Raw genomic sequence first — 16643 nt, forward strand, 5'->3', positions numbered from 1 at the left:
GAGCCGTAAGCTACGGCTCGTGAATGCACTAACTCCCTATTCAACCTCGAGCTCAATGTCGATACCCAATGAGCGAATTTCCTTCACTAATACGTTGAAGGATTCTGGCATACCTGGCTCCATACGGTGATCGCCATCAACGATGTTTTTGTACATACGAGTACGACCGTTAACATCATCTGACTTAACCGTAAGCATTTCTTGAAGCGTGTAAGCAGCACCGTAAGCTTCTAGTGCCCATACTTCCATCTCCCCGAAACGCTGACCACCGAACTGAGCTTTACCACCCAGCGGCTGCTGCGTAACCAAGCTGTACGAACCAGTTGAACGCGCATGCATTTTGTCATCGACCAAGTGGTTCAATTTCAACATATACATGTATCCAACGGTAACTGGACGATCAAATTGATCTCCGGTTCGACCGTCAAACAAAATTGACTGGCCTGACGTTGGTAAGTCTGCGAGCTCCAACATGTGCTTGATTTCTTCTTCTTTCGCTCCATCAAACACCGGCGTTGCCATTGGCACACCGCCTTTCAAGTTGTTCGCTAAGTTCATGATTTCGTCATCATTCAATGAATCGAGATCAACCGTTGCTTGGTCACGATGGTTATAAACCTGACCTAAGAACTCACGCATTTTCGCGACTTCTTGTTTCGCTTGAACCATGTCGCCGATCTTATGACCAAGACCTTTCGCCGCCCAACCTAAGTGAGTTTCTAAGATCTGACCAATGTTCATCCGCGATGGTACACCGAGCGGGTTAAGTACGATATCAACCGGCTCACCGTTCGCACGGTAAGGCATATCTTCAACAGGAACGATGTTAGAGATAACACCCTTGTTTCCGTGACGACCAGCCATCTTATCACCAGGTTGAATACGACGTTTCACCGCCATGTAAACTTTAACAATCTTCAAGACGCCCGGAGCAAGATCATCACCTTGAGTGATCTTCATACGCTTAATTTCAAGTTTCTTTTCAAACTCTTTGCGTTGCTCTTCTAGGTACTGAGTTAACTCTTCAAGTTGTTGCTGTTTCGCTTCATCACGTAGTTGAATTTCTAACCATTGTGATGGCTCAAGCTCTTGCAAGTAATCTTCAGTAACTTCGGTGCCTTTCTTAATGCGATTTGGACCTTTTTCAACCGTACCGCCAACCAATAAAGTGTAAGCACGTTGATGAATGTTACCTTCCAAAATACGGAACTGGTCATTCAAGTCTTTTTTCGCTGCAGCGATTTCGCTGTTTTCGATTTCAGTCGCTCGAGAATCTTTCTCTACACCATCACGAGTGAAAACTTGAACGTCAATAACGGTACCCACAGTGCCAGAAGAAACACGAAGAGACGTGTCTTTAACATCTGACGCTTTCTCACCGAAAATTGCGCGTAATAGTTTTTCTTCAGGTGTTAATTGAGTTTCACCTTTAGGCGTAACTTTACCAACTAAGATGTCACCAGGTTTAACTTCTGCACCAATATAAACGATACCCGCTTCATCTAATTTAGATAACGCGCTTTCGCCAACGTTTGGAATATCAGCCGTAATCTCTTCTGGCCCCAACTTAGTATCACGAGCGATACAGGTTAGTTCTTGAATGTGAATACTGGTGAAACGATCTTCTTCAACAACACGCTCAGAAATAAGAATCGAGTCTTCGAAGTTGTAACCGTTCCAAGGCATGAACGCGACCAAAAGGTTTTGGCCTAGCGCTAACTCACCTAAGTCGGTTGACGGACCATCGGCCAATACATCACCACGTTCAACCACGTCACCAGGACTAACGATAGGACGTTGGTTAATACATGTATTTTGATTCGAACGGGTGTATTTGGTTAAGTTGTAAATATCAACACCGGCGTCGCCCGTTGAAGTTTCATCTTCATGAACACGAACAACGATTCGAGACGCATCAACGCTATCGATGATACCGCCACGACGAGCTTTAACCGTTACACCTGAGTCAACCGCAACCGTACGTTCCATTCCAGTACCTACCAGCGGCTTTTCCGCTCGCAAAGTAGGAACGGCTTGACGTTGCATGTTTGATCCCATCAATGCACGGTTCGCATCATCGTGTTCAAGGAATGGAATCATAGAAGCCGCAACCGATACGATCTGCTGTGGAGAAACGTCCATATATTCAACGCGATCTGGCGTTGTTAACTGGAACTCTCCTTGATGACGACAAGGAACCAGCTCATCAGTAATGTTGCCTTTCTCATCGACCGTAGCATTCGCCTGTGCGATAACAAATTTACCTTCATCAATCGCAGATAAGTAATCAACTTCGTTCGTTGTTTTACCATCGACAACTCGACGATAAGGGCTTTCTAAGAAGCCGTAATCATTGGTACGTGCGTAACATGCCAAAGAGTTGATCAAACCGATGTTTGGACCCTCAGGTGTTTCGATAGGACATACACGACCATAGTGAGTTGGATGTACGTCACGTACTTCGAAGCCAGCACGCTCTCGAGTAAGACCGCCAGGGCCTAACGCTGAAACACGTCGTTTATGTGTCACCTCTGACAATGGATTGTTTTGATCCATAAATTGTGACAACTGGCTTGAACCAAAGAATTCTTTGATAGCCGCTGAAACAGGTTTCGCGTTGATCAAGTCTTGAGGCATTAAGTTTTCTGACTCAGCTTGTGATAAACGTTCTTTAACAGCACGCTCTACTCGAACTAAACCAACACGGAATTGGTTTTCAGCCATTTCACCAACGCTACGAATACGACGGTTACCTAAATGGTCGATATCATCGACTACACCGATACCGTTACGTATATCGACTAACGTTTTAATGACTTCTAAAATATCAGAATCTTCTTTATGGCTTTCAAGCAACCCTTTAGAAAAATCATCTTTTAACATAGAGAAGTATTTACCATCGTACAGAACGCCAGGACCGGTCAGTTCATCACGATTAACACGACGGTTAAACTTCATACGTCCAACAGCAGATAGGTCATAACGATCTTCGGTAAAGAATAAGTTATGGAACAAAGCTTCTGCTGCTTCTTTTGTTGGTGGCTCACCAGGACGCATCATACGGTAGATTTCGACTAATGCATCAAGAGGCTCACGAGTCGGATCCAAACGTAGCGTATCTGAAATGTACGCACCACGATCTAAGTCATTGGTGTAAAGTGTTTGGAATTGCGTTACGTTGTTTTCAACTAAGTTCGCGATCAATTCTTCAGTGATTTCAGCGTTAGCTTCAACGATGACTTCACCGGTTTCTTCGTCGATGATGTTTCGCGCAATCGCTTTGCCAATTAAGAAGTCGCTAGGTACATCTAGTAGCTCAAGACCTAACTTTTCCATTTGCTTAATGTGGCGAACAGTAATACGACGACCTTCTTCAACGATCACTTTACCTTTGGTATCTTTGATATCAAAGTTTAAGGTTTCACCACGTAAACGCTCTGGAATTAATTTAAGCTTTGCATTGCCTTCAGCATCGAGCTCAACGAAATCATTTTCAAAGAAAATATCAAGAATTTCTTCAGTGGTATAACCCATTGCACGTAGCAAAATGGTCGCAGGTAATTTACGACGACGGTCAATACGAACGAAGACAGCATCTTTCGGATCGAATTCGAAATCCAACCAGGAACCACGGTATGGAATAACACGAGCGTTATATAGCAATTTGCCCGAAGAGTGTGTTTTACCTTTGTCTGAATCAAAGAATACACCAGGCGAACGGTGTAACTGAGAAACAATAACACGCTCAGTACCATTAATAACGAAGGTACCGTTTTCGGTCATTAACGGCATTTCACCCATGTAAACTTCTTGTTCACGGATGTCTTTTACTGCGCCCGACTTAGATTCTTTATCATAAATAACCAAGCGGATTTTAACGCGCAATGGAGCGGCATAAGTTACGCCTCGAACTTGACATTCTTTAACGTCAAAAACCGGCTCCCCTAAGCGATAACTGACATACTCAAGAGCCGCAGAGCCCGAATATGAAGTTATAGGAAAAACGGATTTGAACGCTTGGTCCAGCCCTGAATTCTCAGTCGTATCGGTATCATTGATAAACGAACGATAAGAATCAAGCTGAGTGGCAAGCAGATAAGGGACATCTAAAATTTGAGAACGAGTCCCGAAATCCTTACGGATACGCTTTTTCACTGTGTATGAATACGCCATCTGGGTTCCTCAGTTAGCTTACTTAGGTAATACGATCAATCAACATATGATACGGTAATGCTGACTGCCTCAATTTCTGGTTTATTGCCTCCGCGAAGGCCCGTATCAATCCAGAATTTTTTACCATTTTTTTAAACGGCAAAACGGCCGAGCGCTAAATAGCACTCAGCCGATAATTTTTGCGGCGAATTAATCGCCAAAATCAAACTTAAATTATTTAAGTTCGACTTCTGCACCTGCTTCTTCAAGCTCTTTCTTAAGTGCTTCAGCTTCGTCTTTAGAAAGTGCTTCTTTAACAGTTGCAGGAGCGCCTTCAACCATTTCTTTAGCTTCTTTAAGACCAAGACCAGTCGCACCGCGAACAGCTTTGATAACCGCAACTTTGTTTGCACCGAAGCTTTTCATAACAACGTCAAACTCAGTTTGCTCTTCAGCAGCAGCTGCATCACCAGCAGCAGCAGGACCTGCAACAGCAACAGCAGCTGCAGCAGAAACGCCAAATTTTTCTTCCATTGCTTCAACAAGCTCAACAACGTCCATTACGCTCATTTCAGCAATTGCATTTAAGATATCGTCTTTAGATAGAGCCATGACTCTTTCTCCTGGGTAAAATATAAATTAAAAAAAATAAATTCGTTAAACCGAAGTTGGTAATTAAACCGAATATTACGCCGCTTGCTTCTGATCTTTCACCGCCGCGATTACTCGAGTAATACGCGATGGGAACTCGTTCAAAGTACGCGCCAGTTTGGTAACTGGTCCGTTCATAACGAGCATCAATGAAGCAATTGCTTCCTCTTTGGTTGGTAGCTTAGAAACAGCTTCAAGCTGCTCTGCTCCGTGTAACTGACCACCAATTGCAACACCTGTTGCAACAAGTTTGTCGGCGTCTTTCGCGAAGTCTTTGATGAGGCGAGCTGCCGCACCAGGCTCTTCTAGAGAGAATGCACAAATTACCGGGCCAACTAAAGCATCAGTCATGCAGGCGAACTCGGTACCTTCGATTGCACGCTTTGCCAAAGTGTTTCTTATAACTTTAAGATACACGTTAGCTTCACGGGCTTTCACACGTAATGCAGTCATTTGCTCGACTGTCATTCCGCGGTACTCGGCAGTTACAGCAGAAAGCGCTTTAGAAGCCACTTCATTGACTTCAGCGACAATCGCTTTTTTGCCTTCAAGTCCAAGTGCCACTTTCGTTCACCTCCAGTGTTTCCTAATTAGTTACCTAATCAGGGTTAACATCAATCGAGTCGTTTCACGAATGAAACTTCTCGACAATCGACACGGTGAACCGTCCCAGAAGTCTGAGTCGGGTTACACCGTCTGCGCAGGCTAGTTATTAAGAAGACTAACGTCTCCACCTACGGTCTTTGACGGTTCCTATAAAGCAAGCTTTACAGGAACCCAAGCTCCGTCTCGCTCTCGCGAGTCAAAAGCTTAATCTTTAGCAACTTCGATCGTAGCTTGATCGATAGTGATGCCAGGTCCCATGGTTGAAGATAAAGACACTTTCTTCATGTAGGTACCTTTTGCTGAAGCTGGTTTAGCTTTCTTAAGTGCTGCGATTAAAGAACCCATGTTTTCTTTAAGCGCTTGCACATCGAAAGAAATTTTACCGATGCTTGCATGAACGATACCGTTCTTGTCAGCGCGGTATTGAACTTGACCAGCTTTCGCATTTTTAACAGCAGTCGCAACGTCAGGAGTAACTGTGCCAACTTTTGGGTTTGGCATTAATCCACGTGGACCTAAAATTTGACCTAATTGACCAACCACACGCATCGCGTCTGGGCTAGCAATAACAACGTCAAAGTTCATGTTGCCTTTCTTAACTTCGTCAGCCAAGTCATCCATGCCTACGATATCAGCACCCGCTTCTTTTGCTGCATCTGCGTTTGCACCTTGGGTGAAAACTGCAACACGAACGTCTTTACCAATACCGTTAGGAAGTACGGTAGCACCACGAACAACTTGATCAGATTTACGAGGGTCGATACCTAGGTTAACTGCGATATCAACGCTCTCTGAAAATTTAACGCTTGAAACTTCTTTAAGAAGTTCTAGAGCTTCTTCAACACCGTAAACTTTGTTAGTGTCGACTTTTTCTTTAATCAAACGAGCGCGTTTCGATAATTTAGCCATTCGATTAACCCTCCACGTCTACGCCCATTGAGCGCGCAGTTCCAGCAATAGTGTTGACCGCAGCATCTAAGTCAGCTGCAGTAAGATCAGGCTCTTTCATTTTGGCGATTTCTTCTAGTTGAGCGCGAGTGATCTTGCCCACTTTTTCAGTGTTCGGACGTGAACTACCTGATTTAAGATTCAATGCCTTTTTGATCAAAACTGATGCAGGAGGAGTTTTAGTAATGAACGTAAAACTACGATCGTTATAAACTGTAATTACAACAGGAATTGGTAAACCTTTTTCAACTTTCTCAGTTGCTGCGTTGAAAGCTTTACAGAATTCCATGATGTTAACACCGTGTTGACCAAGAGCTGGACCAACTGGTGGACTAGGATTGGCCATACCGGCCGCAACCTGAAGCTTAATATAAGCTTGTACTTTTTTTGCCATGTTTCACCTCGTTTTGGGTAATAGCGCCTCGCGGCTCCCCGTCACTTAACTGGTTGCAAATGCAACCGATTAATTAGCCTTTCTCTACCTGACCGAACTCAAGTTCAACCGGTGTAGAACGACCAAAAATTAGTACCGATACTTGCAGTCGGTTTTTCTCGTAATTAACCGACTCAACGGTCGCATTGAAGTCTGCAAATGGGCCATCGATAACGCGAACCACTTCACCTGGTTCAAATAGCGTTTTCGGTTTCGGCTTATCGCTGCTGTCTTCAACACGTTGTAAAATTGCGTTGGCTTCTCGCTCTGATATCGGCGCTGGTCGATCAGATGTACCACCAATAAACCCAAGCACTCGTGGCGTTTCACGCACTAAATGCCAAGACTCATCGCCCATATCCATTTCTACTAATACGTAGCCAGGAAAGAATTTGCGTTCACTTTTACGCTTTTGTCCTGCGCGCATTTCGACGACTTCTTCAGTCGGAACTAGAATCTGACCAAACTTGTCTTCAAGCGAATGTAATTTGATTCGCTCTTCGAGCATGGTTTTTACTTTTGACTCGTAGCCAGAGTACGCTTGTACGACATACCAACGTTTCGCCATTGTTTGCTCCCTATAGACTCATGACGGAGCTAACGCCCCAGCCAAGTAGCGAATCAACGCCCCATAAGAATAGCGACACCACAATAACGAATAGGACAATAACTAAAGTGGTTTGAATGGCTTCTTGACGCGTCGGCCAAACAACCTTGCGAACTTCCATTCGTGACTCACGAGCAAAATTAATCGCTGTTTTGCCTTTACCAGTGGTAGACGCAATGAGCAAAGCCAATGCGATCAATCCGATGATAATGGCAACACGGATAACCAAAGACATAGAGTCTAATTGTTCCATGTAGTGATTACCGTATACAGCACCAGCAACCAACAACACAGCTGCCAGCCACTTTACAGTGTCTAACCCGGAAGATGTATTCGCTTCAGTACTCACGTTAAATTTACCCTTAATATATACAAAGCAAGGCCGTAGCTCTTTTCCCTTTAAAAGGGATAGGAGCTAAGCCTTGCGAATTTGGCAGGCCAGGAGGGAATCGAACCCCCAACCTGCGGTTTTGGAGACCGCTGCTCTGCCAATTGAGCTACTGGCCTATGCTCCCGAAAAAATCGGAAGACTTTGATAAAACCTTCGATTACTCGATGATTTTAGCAACAACACCCGCACCAACAGTACGGCCACCTTCACGAATCGCGAAGCGTAAACCTTCGTCCATCGCAATCGGTGCAATTAACTCTACTACCATCTTGATGTTGTCGCCTGGCATAACCATCTCAACACCTTCTGGAAGCTCTACCGCACCTGTTACATCAGTCGTACGGAAGTAGAACTGTGGACGATAGCCTTTGAAGAATGGTGTATGACGACCACCTTCATCTTTCGACAATACGTACACTTCTGATTCGAACTTAGTGTGTGGCGTGATAGTTCCTACGTGTGCCAATACTTGACCACGCTCTACGTCTTCACGCTTAGTTCCACGTAGTAATACACCTACGTTGTCGCCTGCTCGACCTTCGTCAAGAAGCTTACGGAACATTTCTACACCAGTTACTGTTGTCTTAACCGTGTCTTTGATACCTACGATTTCAACTTCTTCACCAACTTTTACGATACCTTGCTCTACACGACCAGTAACAACTGTACCACGGCCTGAGATTGAGAATACGTCTTCGATTGGTAACAAGAATGATTGGTCAATCGCACGCTCTGGCTCTGGAATGTACTCATCCAAAGCTTTTGACAATTCGATGATTTTCGCTTCGTAGTCCGCGTCACCTTCTAACGCTTTAAGCGCTGAACCACGGATAACTGGCGTGTCGTCACCTGGGAATTCGTAAGCGTCTAATAACTCACGTACTTCCATTTCAACTAGCTCTAACAACTCTTCGTCGTCTACCATGTCACATTTGTTTAAGAAAACAATGATCTTTGGTACACCAACCTGACGTGATAACAAGATGTGCTCACGTGTTTGTGGCATTGGGCCGTCAGCTGCTGAACAAACTAAGATCGCGCCGTCCATTTGAGCAGCACCGGTGATCATGTTTTTAACGTAGTCAGCATGTCCTGGGCAATCAACGTGCGCGTAGTGACGAGCTTCTGTTTCGTACTCTACGTGCGAAGTTGCGATTGTAATACCACGCTCTTTTTCTTCTGGCGCATTGTCGATTTCATCGAATGCACGTGCCGCACCACCGAAAGTCTTTGACAATACAGTACACATTGCTGCAGTCAAAGTGGTTTTACCGTGGTCAACGTGGCCAATGGTTCCCACGTTTACGTGGGGTTTATTACGTTCAAATTTTTCCTTAGACATGAGAAGCCTCCCAAAGCGTCTAGAAGATTTGTGGTTAATATTACGTTTCTTTAAGCGCCCGGGATAAGCTAAGCCATACCCGAAAGCAAAAAATGGTGCTGATAGGCAGATTCGAACTGCCGACCTCACCCTTACCAAGGGTGCGCTCTACCAACTGAGCTATATCAGCATCATGTCTTAAATACTGGAGCGGGTAGCGGGAATCGAACCCGCATCATCAGCTTGGAAGGCTGAGGTTCTACCATTGAACTATACCCGCAAATGCCGATCATCGGCTCAGTAGAAACTGGTGGAGGGGGCTGGATTCGAACCAGCGAAGCTTTCGCGTCAGATTTACAGTCTGATCCCTTTGGCCGCTCGGGAACCCCTCCGAATTTTCAATCTCCGTTACTGCCTTCAGCAGACAACTGGAGTCAAAGAGCCGCGCATAATGCCAATTTGGCAGTAAAATTGCAACTTATTCTGGCTAATTCACGCCATTTAGACGATTTTTAGCTGGAAGCACTCTTTGTAAAAAGCAGGCCTCTGGCCTGCTTTTTGATGTTTGGTGCCGGCTGCCGGAATCGAACTGGCGACCTACTGATTACAAGTCAGTTGCTCTACCAACTGAGCTAAGCCGGCTTCACTATTTGGGAGCCCCCAAAAGTGAGGCGCAATTTTAGCGACATGATTTGCAAATGGCAATGCTTTGTTTACATTTTTTTTAATTCTTTCAAAGCGTTGGTTAATAATCCTTCAAACACTAACAAGGGGACATAGGTAATATTCTCAGATTCCTCACTTATCTCTTTGATAAGTAAGTCTTTTATCAACTCTCCATCGCCTCCAGTCAAAATCACCTTGGGAAATCCATTAGCGCTTAATTGTCTTGAGATCTTTTCAACAAGCGCGACAATCTGGGTAACTATTCCATTAAACACACACGTTTGCGTGTTTTGGCCGAGCTCAACCGACACCTCAGGGCGGATTTGACCACTATGAACTTGCTCAGTATTGCTAAGCAGGGCGTTTAACTGCTTGTTTAAGCCAGGAAGAATGAACCCTCCCATATGTTGCCCGGTCTCTAGCACTGCGTCGAGGGTAATCGCGGTGCCACAATCAACAACGATGAAGCTTTGTCCTTGGCTGCGACGATAACCTGCGATCATCGCCAACCAACGATCAATGCCCATTGCAGTTGGATCTGAGTAAGCATTAACTAACCCCTCAAACGCAGATTCACTGACAACGCAATGTACTCTGTATTTCTCTCTTAATATATCAACGATTGGTTCGCTGACCGATGGCTTCACACTAGCAACAACAATAGGTGTCGAACTTGAGGGTAAGTCTTTACTTATCTGTTCGACAATTTGAATTGCAGATAACTCGTAACCACAAGCTCGCCATTCTTGGTTCAAACTATTTTCACCAGAAACCGCCCAAGCATCTGCGTCAGAATCGGAGACAGCCAACCACTTAGTTCGGGTATTACCGAAATCAACCAGTAACATCATCAATGACTCGCAAACTAATTTCTCCTCCGTAGAACGGCTGAACAGTGCCATCAACCTCGATTAAAATGGCACCGGTTTTGTCTATGCCTTTTGCCATACCCGTTGTCACGCGTTGTCCTCGAATGACATTAACCTGTTTCTGTAATAAGCAATCATAGCGTGGCCATTGAGTTAAAAACGGCGTTAGTCCTTCATCGTCAAACTGTCTTAAACCGGATATTAAAGCAGAGCAAAGATTGACCACCATTTGATTTCGGTTGATTTGCGGTAGCATTGGCGACAAGTTACACCAGTCTTGTCCAACATCACTTAAAGAAGGCATGCTCCAATTAATACCAATTCCAATAACCACTTCGCTGTCTTGAGGACGGGTGAGCTCAACTAAAATTCCACCCAACTTTGCTTTGCCTATCTTTAAATCATTGGGCCACTTTAGACCAACCGATGATACGCCAATCGACTCAAGGAGAGAGGCTATCATAACGCCGACAGCGACACTCAGACCGGAAAGCTCTTTAGCACTTTTGGAAAATCGCGTTTTCACAGATAAGTAAATATTACGGGCAAATGGAGAATGCCAACTCTTACCTTGGCGACCTCGCCCCATTGACTGATATTCTGAAAGACAAAAATGGAATTTTTTGCTTAATGGAATCGCTTGTAGTGCTTGATTGGTCGAAGCGATGCTTTGATAAACTTGAAGCGAATAGAGATTAGGATAAGCTTTTGTTAACTGCTCACAAATATGAGACTCACTCAGCAACTCAATGCCCTCTGGAAGTTTGTAACCTTTACCAGAGACACTAAAGACATCAACACCCATTGATCGCAACTCTTGTACATACTTCCAGACTGCCGTTCGAGACAAGCCAAGGTGCTGAGCCATAGATTCACCCGAGTGAAAATGACCGTCGCTTAAAAGATTAACTAATCTAGATAATGACACAGCTAGATCACTCGAACTTCTTTTTCGAGCGCAATACCGAAGCGCGCTTTAACTTTTGCTAAGACAGTATCAGCAAGTTGATTGATTTGCTCACCAGAAGCACTTTTAAAATTAACAAGCACTAAAGCTTGATGTTCGTGAACACCGGCATCACCTTCGCGATAACCTTTTAATCCGAGTTGATCAATTAGCCAACCAGCCGCCAACTTTACGTTCGAGTCGTCCACCATATAAGTGGGCATATCGGGAAATTCTTGCTTTAGAGATTCAGCCAAGGACTTATCGACCACAGGATTTTTAAAAAAGCTACCGCCATTGCCTAAGCGTTTTGGATCAGGGAGCTTGGCTTGTCGAGTTTTAACGACGGTATCAAAAATATCTTTAGCGGTTAAATCGTTTGTTTCGAGTTGATTTAAGGGAGAATAATTTATCACGGGCTCGAATTGTCGCGATAACCTCAACGTGATTGAAACTATTAACCATCGTCCTAGTTGCCGTTTAAACAAGCTGTCTCGATAACCAAATGCACACTCGTCAACATTGAAAGTACGAAACTCGCCCTTTTCTAAATCAATGGCTTGCACACTGACTAATCGATCTTTTAGCTCAACACCATAAGCACCGATATTCTGAATGGGTGCTGCTCCCACCGTGCCAGGGATTAGCGCTAGGTTTTCGAGGCCGTATAGATTCTTTTTAAGACACGCTTCGACGAGTTGATGCCAATTTTCGCCCGCCATAGCCGTAACAAAAACAGAGGTATCATCGTTGTTTTCGTAAGTTACGCCTTTAATCGCAACATGAAACACATCACCTTCAACATCTTTGGTCAATAGAACGTTGGAGCCACCGCCAAGAATCAAAGGATTCCGGCTCTCATTGTATAACGTAATAAACTCACTTAGGTCTTCTAGCGAGTCTAATGTCCATAAGCGTTTTGCATTTGATCTGACGCCAAATGTATTGAATTCGGTTAGGTCTGCGTTATGAAGGCAATTCACGTTGTTATTCCTTTGATTAACCCCGATATCTTACCACATAAGTCTCATTTAGCAGCGCAGGGATAAGTCTTAATAGATCGATAAAACGAAAGGTTCAATGCATTCTTTAATGCAGCAATTAGATAAAAAACTCTAAGAAGTCGACTTAGCTAAATTCCGGGCATCTTGCCCTGATTTACATGGAAGTAGTGAATGCAGGTTTTGCAGGAGCATAAACCTGCCCACCCCCAATGTCTCTAATAAAGAGTTCTGCTCCATATTTCTAATAAAGAGTTGTAACCATCGTCGTGCCTCTGATCACCATGGATGGTGGGAATGCGACCGAATCTTCTGGAAAGATTCTCGCCGATGTTCACCAAGATTTGTCCGGAGCCAATCAGAACAGCGTTAGCTGGCCTGCGTAGCAGGTGAGCAACAAGGACGTTGCGAATAAATTCGCTCCCGGCGAATTTGTCACATGGCCCTTCAAAGCAATTCTAGGTTCATAAAATTTTAATCAAAAAAAAGCCCATCCGTTTGGATGGGCTCTTTTCTGATTAAATGCCTGGCGATGACCTACTCTCACATGGGGCGGTGCGACGATTCGCGACCCCACTAAAAAACGGGTCTCCCAAAAGGAAAAACCCGAACCACCTTGCGATGATTCGGGTTTGAATTAAATGCCTGGCGATGACCTACTCTCACATGGGGAGACCCCACACTACCATCGGCGCTGAACGTTTTCACTTCTGAGTTCGAGAAGGGATCAGGTGGTTCCCGTTCGCTAATGTCACCAGGCAAAACTGGCTGATATTTCATCCGACGCTTACACGTCGTCTGTCTTCAATTCGGTTAATTATTTGATTCACACAAGTCAGTTGCGCTTTTACATCCTCAGATGTAAAGACCATTTGGGTGTTATATGGTCAAGCCTCACGAACAATTAGTACAAGTTAGCTTAATGCCTCACAACACTTCCACACCTTGCCTATCAACGTCGTAGTCTTCAACGGTTCTTAAGGAGACTTAAAGTCTCAGGGAGAACTTATCTTGAAGGGGGCTTCCCGCTTAGATGCTTTCAGCGGTTATCCTGTCCGAACATAGCTACCCGGCAATGCCACTGGCGTGACAACCGGAACACCAGAGGTTCGTCCACTCCGGTCCTCTCGTACTAGGAGCAGCTCTTCTCAATTCTCCAACGCCCACGGCAGATAGGGACCGAACTGTCTCACGACGTTCTAAACCCAGCTCGCGTACCACTTTAAATGGCGAACAGCCATACCCTTGGGACCGGCTACAGCCCCAGGATGTGATGAGCCGACATCGAGGTGCCAAACTCCCCCGTCGATATGAACTCTTGGGAGGAATCAGCCTGTTATCCCCGGAGTACCTTTTATCCGTTGAGCGATGGCCCTTCCATACAGAACCACCGGATCACTAAGACCTGCTTTCGCACCTGCTCGACGTGTCTGTCTCGCAGTCAAGCGTACTTCTACCTTTATGCTAACCGTACGATGTCCGACCGTACTTAGTACACCTTCGTACTCCTCCGTTACTCTTTGGGAGGAGACCGCCCCAGTCAAACTACCCACCACACACTGTCCTCGATCCCGATAAGGGACCTGAGTTAGAACTCAAACATTACCAGGCTGGTATTTCAAGGTTGGCTCCACAATGGCTGGCGCCACTGCTTCAAAGCCTCCCAGCTATCCTACACAAGTAATGTCTAAGTCCAGTGTGAAGCTATAGTAAAGGTTCACGGGGTCTTTCCGTCTAGCCGCGGGTACACTGCATCTTCACAGCGATTTCAATTTCACTGAGTCTCGGGTGGAGACAGTGTGGCCATCGTTACGCCATTCGTGCAGGTCGGAACTTACCCGACAAGGAATTTCGCTACCTTAGGACCGTTATAGTTACGGCCGCCGTTTACCGGGGCTTCGATCAAGAGCTTCGCATAAGCTAACCCCATCAATTAACCTTCCGGCACCGGGCAGGCGTCACACCCTATACGTCCACTTTCGTGTTTGCAGAGTGCTATGTTTTTAATAAACAGTCGCAGCCACCTGGTTACTTCGACCACCAATAGCTTACGTCGCAAGGACTTCACCATCAGCGGCGTACCTTCTCCCGAAGTTACGGTACTATTTTGCCTAGTTCCTTCACCCGAGTTCTCTCAAGCGCCTTGGTATTCTCTACCTGACCACCTGTGTCGGTTTGGGGTACGGTCGCTGTTAACCTGAAGCTTAGAAGTTTTTCCTGGAAGCATGGCATCGACCACTTCAGTCCCGTGGGACCTCGTCATCAGCTCTCGGCCTTAAGAACCCGGATTTGCCTAAGTTCTCAGCCTACAACCTTAAACACGGACAACCATCGCCGTGCTGGCCTAGCCTTCTCCGTCACTCCATCGCAGTTAACACCGGTACAGGAATATTAACCTGTTTCCCATCGACTACGCATTTCTGCCTCGCCTTAGGGGCCGACTCACCCTGCTCTGATTAGCATCGAACAGGAAACCTTGGTCTTCCGGCGGGGAGGTTTTTCACCCCCCTTATCGTTACTCATGTCAGCATTCGCACTTCTGATACCTCCAGCAAACCTCCCGGTTCACCTTCAACGGCTTACAGAACGCTCCTCTACCATGCGTACAAGTACGCATCCGCAGCTTCGGTGTATCGCTTAGCCCCGTTACATCTTCCGCGCAGGCCGACTCGACTAGTGAGCTATTACGCTTTCTTTAAAGGGTGGCTGCTTCTAAGCCAACCTCCTAGCTGTTTTAGCCTTCCCACATCGTTTCCCACTTAGCGATAACTTTGGGACCTTAGCTGGCGGTCTGGGTTGTTTCCCTTTCCACGACGGACGTTAGCACCCGCCGTGTGTCTCCCATGATTGCACTTCTCGGTATTCGGAGTTTGCATCGGGTTGGTAAGCCGGGATGGCCCCCTAGCCGAAACAGTGCTCTACCCCCGAGAGTGATACATGAGGCGCTACCTAAATAGCTTTCGAGGAGAACCAGATATCTCCCGGTTTGATTAGCCTTTCACTCCTAACCACAGGTCATCACCGCATTTTTCAACATACGTGTGTTCGGTCCTCCAGTACCTGTTACGGCACCTTCAACCTGCCCATGGCTAGATCACCGGGTTTCGGGTCTACTGCCTGCTACTGAACGCCCTATTAAGACTCGATTTCTCTACGCCTCCCCTAATCGGTTAAGCTTGCAACAGACAAGTAAGTCGCTGACCCATTATACAAAAGGTACGCAGTCACATGACTAAATCATGCTCCCACTGCTTGTATGCACACGGTTTCAGGTTCTATTTCACTCCCCTCACAGGGGTTCTTTTCGCCTTTCCCTCACGGTACTGGTTCACTATCGGTCGACAGAGAGTATTTAGCCTTGGAGGATGGTCCCCCCATATTCAGTCAAGATATCACGTGTCCCGACCTACTCATTCTCACTACTAATGGCCTTTCGTGTACGGGGCTATCACCCTGTATCGCTGAACTTTCCAGAACATTCCACTAAACCAATAATAACTTAAGGGCTAATTCCCGTTCGCTCGCCGCTACTAAGGAAATCTCGGTTGATTTCTTTTCCTACGGGTACTTAGATGTTTCAGTTCTCCGCGTTCGCCTCTACAACCTATGTATTCAGTTGCAGATAACCATCTTATGATGGCTGGGTTCCCCCATTCAGAGATCTCCGGATCAAAGGCTGTTTGCCGCCTCCCCGAAGCTTATCGCAGGCTACTACGTCTTTCATCGCCTTCTGTCGCCAAGGCATCCACCGTGTGCACTTAGTCACTTGACCATATAACCCCAAAGGGTCTTATAATCTTGCAACTTGATTTTTTCGCCTTAGATTGTTCAATTAGATCAATCCAAAACGCTTGTGTGACTCAAATTAACCAAATTGTTAAAGAACAGTTCTGAAATATCAGAAACAAACATTAATCTCTCAACACTTGTTTCTAACATCTCTTACTTAGACACTGACACCATCTTTTAAATGGTGGAGTTATGCGGGCGGTGCGACGATTCGCTCGTGTGCGAGTCCAATCGAATCGCAGACCAACGCTTAACCACCGAAT

The 16643-nt window shown here is 45.6% G+C and carries 11 protein-coding genes, 5 tRNA genes and 2 rRNA genes; all 18 read right to left on the reverse strand.

Annotated elements, in window-relative coordinates; genetic code table 11:
- Window positions 1-36 precede the first annotated feature (36 nt).
- On the reverse strand, window positions 37-4173 hold the full coding sequence (gene rpoB, locus Q9312_RS09320; RefSeq protein WP_309204345.1) for a DNA-directed RNA polymerase subunit beta: 4137 nt from the start codon (window positions 4171-4173) through the stop codon (window positions 37-39).
- A 213-nt stretch (window positions 4174-4386) separates the two neighbouring features.
- Window positions 4387-4764 (reverse strand): 50S ribosomal protein L7/L12, encoded by a 378-nt coding sequence (rplL, locus tag Q9312_RS09325; RefSeq protein ID WP_309204346.1) that lies wholly within the window; start codon window positions 4762-4764, stop codon window positions 4387-4389.
- A 75-nt stretch (window positions 4765-4839) separates the two neighbouring features.
- Window positions 4840-5367: a 50S ribosomal protein L10 gene (gene rplJ / locus Q9312_RS09330; RefSeq protein ID WP_309204347.1), complete on the reverse strand. Its 528-nt coding sequence runs from the start codon at window positions 5365-5367 to the stop codon at window positions 4840-4842.
- A 246-nt stretch (window positions 5368-5613) separates the two neighbouring features.
- Window positions 5614-6318 (reverse strand): 50S ribosomal protein L1, encoded by a 705-nt coding sequence (rplA, locus tag Q9312_RS09335; protein WP_309204348.1) that lies wholly within the window; start codon window positions 6316-6318, stop codon window positions 5614-5616.
- Between the two features lie 4 nt (window positions 6319-6322).
- Window positions 6323-6751: a 50S ribosomal protein L11 gene (rplK, locus tag Q9312_RS09340; RefSeq protein ID WP_309204349.1), complete on the reverse strand. Its 429-nt coding sequence runs from the start codon at window positions 6749-6751 to the stop codon at window positions 6323-6325.
- Window positions 6752-6824: 73 nt separating this feature from the next.
- A complete protein-coding gene (nusG, locus tag Q9312_RS09345; RefSeq protein WP_309204350.1) occupies window positions 6825-7358 on the reverse strand; it encodes a transcription termination/antitermination protein NusG in 534 nt (177 codons plus the stop codon).
- 10 nt (window positions 7359-7368) lie between these two features.
- Window positions 7369-7746: a preprotein translocase subunit SecE gene (gene secE, locus Q9312_RS09350; protein WP_309204351.1), complete on the reverse strand. Its 378-nt coding sequence runs from the start codon at window positions 7744-7746 to the stop codon at window positions 7369-7371.
- A gap of 82 nt (window positions 7747-7828) precedes the next feature.
- Window positions 7829-7904: transfer RNA gene (locus Q9312_RS09355), tRNA-Trp, on the reverse strand.
- A 41-nt stretch (window positions 7905-7945) separates the two neighbouring features.
- On the reverse strand, window positions 7946-9130 hold the full coding sequence (gene tuf / locus Q9312_RS09360; RefSeq protein WP_309204340.1) for an elongation factor Tu: 1185 nt from the start codon (window positions 9128-9130) through the stop codon (window positions 7946-7948).
- A 93-nt stretch (window positions 9131-9223) separates the two neighbouring features.
- Window positions 9224-9299, reverse strand: a tRNA-Thr gene (locus Q9312_RS09365).
- 16 nt (window positions 9300-9315) lie between these two features.
- Window positions 9316-9389 (reverse strand) — tRNA-Gly (locus tag Q9312_RS09370).
- A 28-nt stretch (window positions 9390-9417) separates the two neighbouring features.
- Window positions 9418-9501: transfer RNA gene (locus tag Q9312_RS09375), tRNA-Tyr, on the reverse strand.
- A 174-nt stretch (window positions 9502-9675) separates the two neighbouring features.
- Window positions 9676-9751, reverse strand: a tRNA-Thr gene (locus Q9312_RS09380).
- A 71-nt stretch (window positions 9752-9822) separates the two neighbouring features.
- The gene (locus tag Q9312_RS09385; RefSeq protein WP_309204352.1) at window positions 9823-10626 is read right to left on the reverse strand and encodes a type III pantothenate kinase; all 804 of its coding nucleotides are present in this window, start codon (window positions 10624-10626) and stop codon (window positions 9823-9825) included.
- Entirely contained in the window at window positions 10610-11572 is a 963-nt protein-coding gene (gene birA / locus Q9312_RS09390) for a bifunctional biotin--[acetyl-CoA-carboxylase] ligase/biotin operon repressor BirA (RefSeq protein WP_309204353.1), read from the reverse strand. The genes Q9312_RS09385 and birA overlap by 17 nt, the downstream gene beginning before the upstream one ends.
- Before the next feature lie 2 nt (window positions 11573-11574).
- Window positions 11575-12573, reverse strand: coding sequence for a UDP-N-acetylmuramate dehydrogenase (gene murB, locus Q9312_RS09395; protein WP_309204355.1), 999 nt, complete (start codon window positions 12571-12573; stop codon window positions 11575-11577).
- Between the two features lie 661 nt (window positions 12574-13234).
- Window positions 13235-13350, reverse strand: a 5S ribosomal RNA gene (gene rrf, locus Q9312_RS09400).
- A 124-nt stretch (window positions 13351-13474) separates the two neighbouring features.
- Window positions 13475-16363: ribosomal RNA gene (locus tag Q9312_RS09405) — 23S ribosomal RNA — on the reverse strand.
- Window positions 16364-16643 lie beyond the last annotated feature (280 nt).

Origin of the sequence: Pleionea litopenaei, assembly GCF_031198435.1 — a bacterium.
GTDB classification, from domain to species: Bacteria; Pseudomonadota; Gammaproteobacteria; order Enterobacterales; family Kangiellaceae; genus Pleionea; species Pleionea litopenaei.

Bases quoted from the DNA above. Each gene is read 5' to 3' on its own strand.
- Q9312_RS09385 (WP_309204352.1), bottom strand. From the start codon at position 10,626: ATGATGTTACTGGTTGATTTCGGTAATACCCGAACTAAGTGGTTGGCT.
- rplK (WP_309204349.1), bottom strand. From the start codon at position 6,751: ATGGCAAAAAAAGTACAAGCTTATATTAAGCTTCAGGTTGCGGCCGGT.
- nusG (WP_309204350.1), bottom strand. From the start codon at position 7,358: ATGGCGAAACGTTGGTATGTCGTACAAGCGTACTCTGGCTACGAGTCA.
- tuf (WP_309204340.1), bottom strand. From the start codon at position 9,130: ATGTCTAAGGAAAAATTTGAACGTAATAAACCCCACGTAAACGTGGGA.
- rplA (WP_309204348.1), bottom strand. From the start codon at position 6,318: ATGGCTAAATTATCGAAACGCGCTCGTTTGATTAAAGAAAAAGTCGAC.
- rpoB (WP_309204345.1), bottom strand. From the start codon at position 4,173: ATGGCGTATTCATACACAGTGAAAAAGCGTATCCGTAAGGATTTCGGG.
- rplL (WP_309204346.1), bottom strand. From the start codon at position 4,764: ATGGCTCTATCTAAAGACGATATCTTAAATGCAATTGCTGAAATGAGC.